11 protein-coding genes are annotated in these 10,793 nt (G+C 73.9%); 2 read left to right on the forward strand and 9 right to left on the reverse strand.

Annotation, left to right across the window (positions count from 1 at the left end):
* The first annotated feature begins 70 nt into the window (after positions 1-70).
* Positions 71-1,342, forward strand: a complete 1,272-nt coding sequence (locus ADL22_RS06970; RefSeq protein WP_079063902.1) for an MFS transporter — start codon at positions 71-73, stop codon at positions 1,340-1,342.
* Positions 1,343-1,695: 353 nt separating this feature from the next.
* Here the strand turns inward: ADL22_RS06970 and ADL22_RS06975 are convergent, their stop codons facing one another.
* From ADL22_RS06975 to ADL22_RS06990, 4 genes are all read right to left on the reverse strand, one after another.
* The gene (locus tag ADL22_RS06975) at positions 1,696-2,499 is read right to left on the reverse strand and encodes a spermidine synthase (RefSeq protein ID WP_066974795.1); all 804 of its coding nucleotides are present in this window, start codon (positions 2,497-2,499) and stop codon (positions 1,696-1,698) included.
* Positions 2,500-3,239: 740 nt separating this feature from the next.
* Positions 3,240-4,103: a patatin-like phospholipase family protein gene (locus tag ADL22_RS06980; protein ID WP_066974805.1), complete on the reverse strand. Its 864-nt coding sequence runs from the start codon at positions 4,101-4,103 to the stop codon at positions 3,240-3,242.
* Positions 4,104-4,339: 236 nt separating this feature from the next.
* Entirely contained in the window at positions 4,340-5,533 is a 1,194-nt protein-coding gene (tuf, locus tag ADL22_RS06985; RefSeq protein ID WP_066974807.1) for an elongation factor Tu, read from the reverse strand.
* A 109-nt stretch (positions 5,534-5,642) separates the two neighbouring features.
* Positions 5,643-5,888 carry a hypothetical protein gene (locus tag ADL22_RS06990; protein WP_066974809.1) on the reverse strand — a complete coding sequence of 82 codons (246 nt, stop codon included), beginning with the start codon at positions 5,886-5,888 and terminating at the stop codon, positions 5,643-5,645.
* Between the two features lie 192 nt (positions 5,889-6,080).
* Between ADL22_RS06990 and ADL22_RS06995 the strand changes: the two genes are divergently transcribed.
* Positions 6,081-6,782 carry a TVP38/TMEM64 family protein gene (locus tag ADL22_RS06995; RefSeq protein ID WP_079063903.1) on the forward strand — a complete coding sequence of 234 codons (702 nt, stop codon included), beginning with the start codon at positions 6,081-6,083 and terminating at the stop codon, positions 6,780-6,782.
* Positions 6,783-6,860: 78 nt separating this feature from the next.
* Here ADL22_RS06995 and ADL22_RS07000 read toward each other — a convergent pair whose 3' ends face one another.
* The 5 genes from ADL22_RS07000 to ADL22_RS07020 all read right to left on the reverse strand — a co-directional run bounded on the left by ADL22_RS07000 (position 6,861) and on the right by ADL22_RS07020 (position 10,548).
* Positions 6,861-7,547 (reverse strand): pyridoxamine 5'-phosphate oxidase family protein, encoded by a 687-nt coding sequence (locus ADL22_RS07000; protein WP_066974811.1) that lies wholly within the window; start codon positions 7,545-7,547, stop codon positions 6,861-6,863.
* A gap of 258 nt (positions 7,548-7,805) precedes the next feature.
* A complete protein-coding gene (locus ADL22_RS07005; protein ID WP_234430578.1) occupies positions 7,806-8,534 on the reverse strand; it encodes a hypothetical protein in 729 nt (242 codons plus the stop codon).
* Positions 8,535-8,966: 432 nt separating this feature from the next.
* Positions 8,967-9,836 carry an SCO6745 family protein gene (locus tag ADL22_RS07010; protein ID WP_066974815.1) on the reverse strand — a complete coding sequence of 290 codons (870 nt, stop codon included), beginning with the start codon at positions 9,834-9,836 and terminating at the stop codon, positions 8,967-8,969.
* A gap of 227 nt (positions 9,837-10,063) precedes the next feature.
* A complete protein-coding gene (locus ADL22_RS07015; RefSeq protein WP_066974817.1) occupies positions 10,064-10,297 on the reverse strand; it encodes a hypothetical protein in 234 nt (77 codons plus the stop codon).
* Between the two features lie 2 nt (positions 10,298-10,299).
* Positions 10,300-10,548 (reverse strand): DUF6400 family protein, encoded by a 249-nt coding sequence (locus ADL22_RS07020; protein WP_066974821.1) that lies wholly within the window; start codon positions 10,546-10,548, stop codon positions 10,300-10,302.
* Positions 10,549-10,793: the final 245 nt, after the last annotated feature.

Below are 10,793 nucleotides of genomic sequence, written 5' to 3' on the forward strand. Positions count from 1 at the left end.
GCCCCGGCCTCGGCCCCGAACGCGCCCACGGTGCCTGCCCACAGCCGCCCCGCCCCCGGAATCGGTCCTGATGGCACCCCGCCCGGCCTGGGCGAGCCGCAACTTCCTCCTGCTCAGCGCCGCCACCGTGATCTCCGGCCTCGGCAACAGCGGGGCGCTGATCGCCACCTCGTTCGCGGTGCTCGGCGACGGCGGCTCCGCCACCGATGTCGGACTGGTCTCCGCGGCCCGTATGGTCCCGCTCGTCCTCTTCCTCCTGATCGGCGGAGCCGTCGCCGACCGGCTCCCGCGCCACCGCGTCATGATCGCCGCGAACACCGTCAACTGCCTTTCCCAGGGCCTCTTCGCGCTGCTCGTTCTCTCCGGGTCGGCGCGGTTGTGGCAGATGGCGCTCCTGGCGGCGGTCGGCGGCACCGGGCAGGCGTTCTTCGCCCCGGCCGCGGAGGGCATGGTGTTCGCCAGCGTCTCCGGGGAGCGGGCCGGCCGGGCCTTCGCGGTGTTCCGGATCGGCGTGAACGGCGCGGCCATCGGGGGCGCGGCACTCGGCGGCGCCCTGGTGACCGCCGCCGGACCGGGCTGGGTACTGGCGATCGACGCCGCCGCCTTCGCCGCCGCCGGGTCACTGCGCGGATTCCTCGACGTCACAGGCTTCCCGCTACGCGCCCCGAGCGCCGGGATCGCCAACGACCTGCGCGACGGCTGGCGGGAGGTCACGTCCCGGCCGTGGCTGTGGGCGATCGTCGCCCAGTTCTGCGTCGTCAACGCGGTGGTCGTCACCGTCCAGTCGGTCTACGGGCCGCTGGTCGCCGAGGACCATCTGGGCGGCGCCGGGCCCTGGGGGCTCGCACTGGCCGCCTTCGCCACCGGCACCGCGTCCGGCGCACTCCTCATGACCCGCTTCACGCCGCGCCGACTCCTGCTCACGGGAACGCTCTGCATCTTCCCGCTCGCCCTCCCGGCCGCCGCGCTCGCCGTACCGGTGCCGGCCGGCTGGCTCGCCGCGATCATGTTCGGCACCGGTGTCGCGGTCGAGGTCTTCTCGGTGACCTGGATGACGGCCCTGCACCAGGAGATCCCGGAGGAGAAGTTCTCCCGCGTGTCCTCTTACGACTGGCTCGGCTCCCTGGCGGGCGTCCCGGTGGCCACCGCCCTCGCCGGCCCCGCCCAGAACCTCATCGGCCGCCCCGCCGCCCTCTGGTCCTGCGCCGCCCTCATCACCCTCCTCACCGCAGCCGTCCTCTGCGTCCCCGAAGTCCGCAACCTCACCCACCACCCACCCACCTCTCCCCCCACTCCCCCTACCAAGAGCAACAATCCCCCGGGAACATTTAACTCTCCGTAATCGTTGCCGTAAAAGGAAGAAGGAGGCGCCCCCGGCACCCGGCCCCAAGGCCCAACCCGCCCACAACCCTCAGCAACTCAACGCCACAACGACATAGGCCCCACGAGAGCGCCCAACAATCCATCCCCGCCCCCCGCAGCGCCGGGGCCACCCACCCGCAAACGCCCACCTGCCCGCAGCACCCGCCATCCGCCACCCGCCACCCGCCACCCGCGCACGACGCTCGCCCACCGATCGGCGGCCCGGTAGAGGTCGCGGGGCGCGTGCTGGAATCAGCGCCCGACCGATCGACCCGGACCGATCGACCCCGGAGATCGCCATCGAACGGTGGCCGCTCCGGGAGCGGCCAGGGATCAGTTGAGGCTGAAGGCGCCGTCCGGGGGCTGCGGGGAAGGACGGGCTTCCGCGTCGGGGACGGGGAGCGCGCCGGCGATCAGGCGCCGCAGTGGGGCACCGTGTTCGACCCGCGCGGGGAACGCGTCGGCGGCGGTACGGCGGGCCAGCGCCGCGAGCGGGAGTTCCGCCTGCGAGGCGAGGAGGACCGCGTTGCCGAAACGGCGGCCGCGGAGCACCGAGGGCTCGGCGATGAGGGCGAGGTGATGGAACCCCGCGGCGAAGTTGGCCAGTTGGCGGCGGAGGAAGTCGAAGGGGGCTCCGTCGGCGAGGTTCGCGGCGTACAGACCGTGGGGGCGGAGGGCGCGGGCTGCGGCGCGCGCGTACTCGACCGAGGTCAGCGGCGCGGGCACCCGCGAGCCGCTGAAGACATCCGCCACGATGACGTCGGCGCCGGCCGGCGGCGCTGCCTCCAGTGCCGCGCGGGCGTCCTGGGCGTGCAGGGTGATGCCGGAGTCGTCCGGCAGCGGGAGGTGTTCCGTCACCAGGGCGAGCAGGCCGCGGTCGGCGTCGATCACGTCCTGGCGGGAGTGCGGGCGGGTCGCGGCGACGTAGCGGGGCAGGGTCAGCGCGCCGCCGCCCAGGTGCAGCACGTCGAGCGGCCGGCCCTCGGGGGCGGCCTCGTCCAGGACGTGTGCGAGCCGGCGTACGTACTCGAACTCCAGGTGGGTGGGCGCGTCGAGGTCGACGTACGACTGGGGCGCGCCGTCCACCGTGAGCAGCCAGGCGCGGGGCCGGTCGATGTCCGGGAGGAGTTTGGCCATGCCGTGGTCGACGGGCCGGGTGATGGGGAGCGGGTCCGGGGCCCCGGGCAGGGCGGGGGCCGTTGCTGGGTCGCCGGGTGGGGCCGGTTCAGTTCCCGGAGCCGCAGGCGTGGGCTCAGCACCCGGTGTCACAGGCGGGGGTGTGTCGGGCCCTAGGGGGTGGTCGGCTGCCGGGGTGTCGTTGGCCGCCGCCGGTGATTCGTCGTTCACCAGGCCATTGTGCCGGGCGGTCGTGGGGGTGCCGCACGTCACTGTCGCGGTGACCGTGGGCACGGCCCTCGCGGTGACGCCATCGCGTCTGCCGGCCCGCCGCCATGGCCCTCGCCCTGCGCATCTGGGGGCATCTGCACGGCCTGGTGTCACTGGAGGTCTACGGGCATCTGCCCAGCCAGACCGTCAGCCCGGGCAAGCTGTTCCGCGAAGAACCGGCCGTATGGCCTTTTGATCCGGTCGTTGGGCCTCGCGGCGGACGCCAGGCGCCTCGCCGGCGGATGCCAGGCACTGTCCGGCGGGCGCCAGGCACTGTCTGGCGGGCCGTCTGACGAGGACAGCGCCCCCTGAAAGCGCCGTCACGTCCGCCACGGTTCGCCGGGTCCCAGTTCGGCCCTGTCCCTCCGGGCACCCCGTAGGTCCCGGGCACCCCGTAGGTCCTGGTAGGTCGGGGCCGTCCATCGGGAGCATGGGACCGGCGCCGAGCCAGTCGGCGTGATGCGGGCAGGGGCCCGGCGACCGGCCGGCCTTCAGGGGGCGTTCGTGGTCCAGAGGGTGTGGAGGGCGGGGGCGTGGTGGGACGCTTGGCGGTGGCCGGCGCGGGCGGCGGCGGGGCGGCGGGCCGGGTCGAGCACGTTGCGGCCGAACGCTGTCCTGGCGGCGCGGTCCGGGGTGATCACGACGACCCGGGCACCCCGTTCGGCCAGTCGCGCGGCCTGCGTGCGGGGCGCGACGATCGGGCCGCCGCTGACGGCCATCGGCGCGATCACGACCACCCGCTCGTACCCCTCGGCCAGGTCCGCGTTGGCGCTGGAGTGCACGCCGCCGTCCACCCACCGTTTCCCGTCGAGGGTGATCGGCGGGTAGATGCCCGGTACGGCGCAGCTCGCGCTCACCGCGTCGAGCAGCGGGACGCCGCTGGTGGCGTCGAAGGCGGCGCGCTCCCCCGTCAGCGAGTCCACGGCGGTGACCATGAGCCGCCGCGTGGGCCAGTCGTCCACGCGCAGGGTGCGGGCGATGGCCGCGCGGTGTTCCGCCTCCGGGACGGTGCGCGCCGCGAGCGCGAGCCGCCCCATCCGTACGCCGAACGAGACGGCGTCCCGGGAACGCAGTGCGGTGGCCGCGAAGCGGGCGAACACGGCCGGGCCCATACGGGCCGCCGGCCGCCCGTCCGGTGCGGCCAGTTGGCGCTCGTAGAGCTCTTCCAACCCGTCCCGGCCGGACGTCAGTTGCGCGCCGACGATGGAACCGGCGGAGGTGCCGATCACGACATCGGCGTCGGAGAGATCGACACCCGCCTCGGCGAGCCCGGCCAGCATGCCGACCTCCCAGCCGATGCCGGTCAGCCCTCCGCCGCCGAGGACGAGCGCCTTCTTCTTCGCCGGGTCCGGCATATGGGGTCCCTTCGGGGGCGGTGGGGTGGTCTGGGCGGTGGGGTGGTCCATGGACGATCGCAGGGAAGGTGCGGGCGGGCAAGGCTCTGCCGCCCGGGCCGTGGGTGGGCCCGGGCCCGGGCGGGAGTGGCGCCGTGCGCCGGGTGCCGTCACACGTCAGACGTCGTACACGTCGGCGTCACACTTCACGCCTACGCCACCCGTCACCCGTCACCCGTCACCCGTCACCGGCACGGTCACGACGCGTCGCCCGTGTCCTCGACCGTTCGTACCGTCCCCGCGCCCACCGTTCGGCCGCCTTCGCGGATGGCGAAGCCGAGGCCGGGCTCCAGGGGGACGGCGCGGTCCAGGTCGACAGTGGCGGTCACCGTCTCGCCGGGGCGGGCGACGGCGCGAGCCTCCAGGTCGAGGGCGCCGGCCACGTCCGCGGTGCGGATGTAGAACTGCGGGCGGTAGCCGGTGGACAGCGGCGTGCGGCGGCCGCCCTCCTCCGTGGAGAGGAGGTAGACCTCGGCGGTGAAGCGCCGTCGCGGCGCGGCGCTGCCCGGCGCCGCGACCACGTGTCCGCGGCGTACGCGGTCGCGGTGCAGACCGCGGAGCAGCAGCGCCACGTTGTCGCCGGCCTCGGCGAACTCCATCGGTTTCCCGAAGGTCTCCACCCCGGTGACGACGCTGGCCATGTCCTCGTCACCGCCCAGTACGGACACCTGGTCGCCGCAGCGCACGGTGCCGCGCTCGACGGCGCCGGTGACGACCGTGCCGCGTCCGGTGATCGTCAGCACGTTCTCCACGGACAGCAGGAACGGCGCGTCCACGTACCGCTCGGGCATCGGGACGAAGGTGTCCACGGCGTCCAGCAGCGCGCCGATCGCGTCCGTCCAGCGCGGGTCGCCCTCCAGGGCGCGCAGCCCGGAGACGCGGACGACGGGCAGGTGCTCGCCGTCGTAGCCGTGCGCGGTGAGCAGTTCGCGCACCTCCAGCTCCACCAGGTCGGTGAGCTCGGGGTCGCCGGCGTCGGCCTTGTTGAGCGCGACGACGATGTGGCGGACGCCGACCTGCTTGGCGAGCAGGACGTGTTCGGCGGTCTGCGGCATGACGCCGTCGAGCGCGGAGACGACGAGGATCGCGCCGTCGAGCTGGGTCGCGCCGGTCACCATGTTCTTGACGAAGTCGGCGTGGCCGGGCATGTCGACATGGGCGTAGTGCCGGGTGTCGGTCTCGTACTCGACGTGCGAGATGTTGATGGTGATGCCACGGGCGGCCTCCTCCGGGGCCCGGTCGATCCGCTCGAACGGGACGAAGGTGCCGCTGCCGCGCTCGCTGAGGACCTTGGTGATGGCGGCGGTGAGCGTGGTCTTGCCGTGGTCGACGTGGCCCATGGTGCCGATGTTGAGATGCGGCTTGGTCCGGACATATGCCGTCTTGGGCATGGTGTGCTTCCTCGCAACGATGCGGTGATGACGACGACTTGGCGTCGTGGGGACCCCTGGCCCGCTCCGACCCTCCCCCTGCGGGGTCCGCCGGACGATCCGGAGAGGGTCAGCGTCGCGCGCCGTCGGCCGCGGCGGCGGCCGGGACGACCGCGGAGGCAGCCGGGATGGCTGCGGCAGCGGCCCGGGCGGCTGCGGCGGCGGCGCAGGTGAGGGCCGGGGTGGTGCCAGCGGTGGCCGTGACGCCAGGGGCAGCCGTGGTGGCCTCGGCGAGGAACGCGGCGGCAGCCTTCGGCGCGTCCGCGGCGGTCGTGAGGACCGCGGACGGCGTCGGGAGGAAGGCGCGCCGGAACATGGGTCCTATGGTGCCGGGGCGGCGCCCCGCCGTCGAACCATTTATTACCGGCCAGGAGCATGGGACCGCGGACAGCTGACGGCCCGTGAGGCGGCTGACGACCTGGCGACCTGGCGACCTGACGGCCCGTACGTGGTGGCCGTGCGGCCCGGATTGCGGCCGTGCGCCGCGCTTGTCGGTTACGCTCCCGGGATGCCCGTCCCCGCCGCAACGCCCGACGGCCTCGCCGTGCGCTGCACGCGTCTGCTGTTCTCCCCCTGGGCGCGCCTGGCGCTCCTCCTGGCGCTGCTGCTGTCCGCCGGGGCCGCGGTGCTGCTGTGGCATCCGCAGCGGCTGCTGACCGGCGGCTGGCCCGCGCAGCTGTCCGGGCCGGCGGCCCTGGTGATCTTCGCGCTGGCGTACGGCGTGTGCACCACCGCCTTCGTGCCGCGGCCGGTGCTCAACCTGGCCGCGGGCGCGCTCTTCGGCAGTCAGTCGGGCCTGGTCACGGCGCTCGCCGGTACGGTGCTGGGGGCCGGGCTGGCCTTCGGGCTGGGCCGGCTGCTGGGCCAGGAGGCGCTGCGGCCGCTGCTGCGGGGCCGCTGGCTGGCGGCCGCCGACCGGCAGTTGAGCGAACACGGCTTCCGTTCCATGCTCGCGATCCGCCTCTTCCCCGGCCTGCCGTTCGCCGCCACGAACTACTCGGCCGCGGTCTCCCGTATGGGCTGGGCCCCGTACCTCCTGGCCACGGCCCTGGGCAGTCTGCCCAACACGGCGGCGTACGCGGTCGCCGGCGCGCGGGCCTCCGCGCCGACCTCGCCGGCGTTCCTGCTCGCCATGGGGTTCATCGCGGCCAGCGGGCTGGCGGCGCTGCTGGTGGCCTGGTGCAAACGCAAGGCCCTGCGCGGGCGCTGAGGTTCACCGGCGGCGTGGCGGCCCTCCCGGCCCCCGCCTCCCCGCCTCCCCGAATTGCCCAGGCCACCGCTGGCTTTCTTACGAGGCCGGTGTGCCCGCGCGTGCGGTGATGTGGGCCGGGGGTGCGGCGTCCGGGCCGAGGGCCGGGTCGGGTTGCGGGGTGCCCCAGTGGCTGCGGAGCGGGAGGACGCCCGCCCAGAGGCCCAGGGCGGCGTCCGGGCCGTCGCCGTCGTCCGGTGCGCCGGTACGGATCTTCACCGACGCCTCGTCGAGCGGGAGGGCGAGCAGCGCCGTGGCGGCCAGTTCCTTGCGGTTCGGCCGGCGGGCGTAGTCCCACTGGCCGGGTGCGGACTGCTCGGTGAGGCAGCGCAGGCCCGCGAGCTTCTCGTCGGGGTCGGTGACGAGGCGCGGGACGCCGTAGATCATCGCGCTGCGGTAGTTGACGCCGTGCTCGAAGACGGAACGGGCCAGGACCAGGCCGTCCACGTGGGTCACGGTGACGCAGACGTCCGCCTCCGGGGCGGCGACGAGGCTGCGGCTGGCGACCGAACCGTGGAGGTAGAGGGTGGTGCCGTCCGCGCCGTAGACGGTGGGGAACACCCGCACCGAGCCGTCGACGGTGACGCCGAGGTGGCAGACGAAGCCGGCCGCCAGGATGGCGTCGAGGGCGGCGCGGTCGAGGCTGCCCTGCTCGCGCAGGCGGCGGTGCCGGGTGCGGTCGGTCTCGGTCAGCGTGCGGCCCGGGTGGGATATCGGCGCGGTCATGCCAGTTACCTGTCTGTCTGGGTCGGCTGTCCCGGTCCGGGCGGTCGGCTGTGCGGCGGGGGCTGCGTACGCGAGGGGGCAGCCCGGCGGGACTGCCTGTCAGAATAACGACTTCATTATTTTTCAGCCAGGTAAATCACTGAATCAGTTGTGACTAGCGTGGTGGGCAACTGTTTTCGTTGGATGGGTCAACCCTGCGCCGGACCGCCGCCACCGCACCCGTCCCCCACCGCGGCTTCGTTCCCGCGCCGTGCCCGGTCACGAGCTGAGGTGGTACTGGGCCCATGGCTGATGGGCCGGGGCGGACTCCTCGTGGGCGGGGGTGAGGGAGCCCCAGGGGGCGAGGGCGCTGTCCCAGTCGGAGGTGAGGGCGGTGACGTCGGTAACGGATTCGGCGGTGGGCATGGTGCCGGTGTGCCAGGAGGCGGACGTCATGTGGTGGGCGGCGGGCGCGGAGTTCCAGGACGACGTCTGCTGGGCCGGAATGGTGTATTCGGATTCGTGGACGTCCCCGGGTCCCCGGCGGTGGCGGCCCGCGTGGGCCTCGGCGGGGCCGGGGTAGAAGCGGCCCTGGGCGGACAGCTGCTGGGCGCGGGCCATCAGGCGGCTGAGGTCGAGGCCGAACTCGGTGGCCAGTTCGCGCAGGTCCACGCCGGTCTGCCAGCTTCCGATAAGGACCGCGTCCATGGCCGGGGACCAGTTCTGGTCGGCGGTGCCGGGGGCGTTCTCGCGCGGGGCGCCGGCCGGCCGGCCGGCGGTCGGCATCGACACCGCCGGGGAGGAGTAGGCCGTGGCGGAGTAATCGGAAGAGTGGTCGTATGCCGGGGAAGGTTCGTCGGGTTCCTTGGGTGGCGTACGGGCGGCGGAGAGCAGTTCCTCGGCGACGGCGCGGGCGTCGTCCTTGCCCACCGTGCGCCGGGCGACGCGCACTTCGCGCTCGTTCAGCCCGAACAGCCCGGCCACCGCGCCCGTGCTGCCCACCGTCACCGCGAACGCCGCCAGGACGCGTGACCGGTCCGCCTGTGCCTCATCCAGTCTGGCCTGCGCTTCCCGGACGCGCTCGTCACCAAGGCAAAACGCTTCTGCCAGTACGGCGTTGCGGTCCCACAATTCTCTCGGATCCATACTCAGTCAACGCCGCTTCCGTCGCAGGTGATCCGATCTGTCGCTGCAAAGCACTCCAAAGCACCCATCGGACCATGAAATGACAATTACGTCGTAGTCCCGCGGGCTCCCCCGCAGGTGAAAGTCGATTGTCAGTGCGGCGCGTTACCTTCGTGAGCAGTCGGAGGAGAGACGGCCGGGAGGGCCCCGGGAGGGTCGGAGAGAGACGGCCGGCGGCCGGGGAGCCGTCGAGGCATACGGGGGTGCGGGGTTGATGGTTGACGCGGTGGATCGTGGTGGCCGGGGCGCGGTGGGCTACGGCATGTCGGGGCGGGGCAGCCCGATGGGGTTGGGGAACGGCAGCAGATCGGCGGCCAGGACACGGCGGACGACGGGGTGCAGCAGGCCGATCAGGTCGTCGGCGTCGGCCGGGGCGAGCGGGCGGAGCAGCCGGGCCGCCAGGCGGTCGGTCTCCGACTCGATGTGGGTGCGTTCGCGCAGCCCCGCCGGGGTCGCGCCGCCGTGGGCGTCCAGGAGACCGCGAGCGCGCAGGCGGTCCCCGGCGGCCGCCCATTCCTCCTCGGTCCAGCCGCGGTCCTCCCGCATGGTGTCGCGGGGCACCCGGCCGGCGGCGGCGGTCAGGACCAGCGCCTCGCAGCCGTCGAGTTCCCGGTCGGCGAGTACGGCGAGGTGCGCGTCGCCGCGGAACTCGCGGAGGGCGGTGGTGAGTTGCCAGAGCCGTTCGACGGGGTCGGCGTGGTCGCACAGGGCGCGGTTGGCGGCGAAGAGCGGGCGCGCGGTGTCCGGGGCGTCGTCGACGAGCCTCTGGAGGCGGGGCAGAAGCGCGGTGGCGGACCGTTCCAGGTCCGGGTCGATGGCGCGGAGGGCGCGGGCGGCGCGGGTGCCGCGCTCGTCGAGGACGTGGGTTGGGCTGACGACGCTCCATGCGGCGGGCAGCGCGCGGGCCACCATATCCGCGCGGAAGACCCCGAGGACGGCGGTGGCGGCGGCCGGTTCGATCGCGCCGAGAGGAGCGGTGCGGGCGGCGAAGTAGCCCATCCAGAAGCCCTTGAGGCCGAGGGATCTGCCCAGGGCCCGGCAGTCGGGATCGAAGTAGCAGACCGCGTGCAGCGGTTCGGTCATCAGCCAGAGCGCTCGTGCCCGCTGCGCGGTGTGCGATTCCATACCTACCTGCTCCCGGGACCTTGGGTAGTCGCTCCCGCCGTGGTCATGACCGTCGGCGGGCCGGTAGCGGCACGGTATCGCTGTCGGGGCGGAGTCGCAGGGGAAGGGCGGGAGCTCGAGGGTCGGCGGGGTTGGTAGTTCGCGCTTGGCGTTTGGCGGTCGGCGAGCAGCGAGGGGCGGTCCGGTCGGCGTGGGTGGTCGGTCCCGTCCGCTGCCGGGCGGCGGGGTCAGGGAGCCGTACGTCGTATGCCGGCGCCGAAGCCGGAGTCCCAGGCCCATAGGTGGGCGCAGGTGGAGCACTGGAGGTGGAGGAGGCTGCCCTGGTTGGAGAGGAGGTAGCGCCAGTGGTCCGGGCAGGTGCGGCCGTCGCGGCAGAGGTCGCAGTCCCGGTGGTCCTGGCAGCGGGGGCAGGGCACCCAGGCGCGGCGGCCTCTGTCGGCGGTGGGGTCGAGCGGCAGCATGCTCAGTCCTGCCCGGCGGGCGGGAGCACTCCGGCGGCGACGAGCATGTCGTACGTGGCCTGCTGGTCGGCGTCGAGGCCGGAGTAGAGGAGCCGCTGGGCCGCCGCCTCGTCCGCGAGGGCCGCGACCGGGTCCCAGGTGTCGCCGAGCGCGGCGAGGACTTCGGCCCGGCGCCGGGCTTCGTGGCCGCCGAGGTCGAGTTCGAAGGTCCCGTGGGTGCCGTCGGCGGGGAGGGCGGTGAGGCGGGATATGCCGTAGGTGGCGTCGACCTGCGAGAGGGGGGCGTTGGGGTCCCCGGGGCCTGCCGGGTGGGCCGCGTGGGCTGGGTCGGTCATGGTGCGCTGCGCTTCCTGTGCCGGTCATGGACGATTCGGGCGAGCCGCCCTGATCGGACGTGTCCAGGATCGTGTTTAGCAAGGAGAGGCGGGGTGGGGAAGCGTCAGGTGGAGGGGGGCTCCGGTTCGGCTGTGGCGCGGGGGTACGCAGGGCCGTATTG

Origin of the sequence: Streptomyces sp. NRRL F-4489 (genome assembly GCF_001509485.1) — a bacterium.
Lineage (GTDB): Bacteria > Actinomycetota > Actinomycetes > Streptomycetales > Streptomycetaceae > Streptomyces.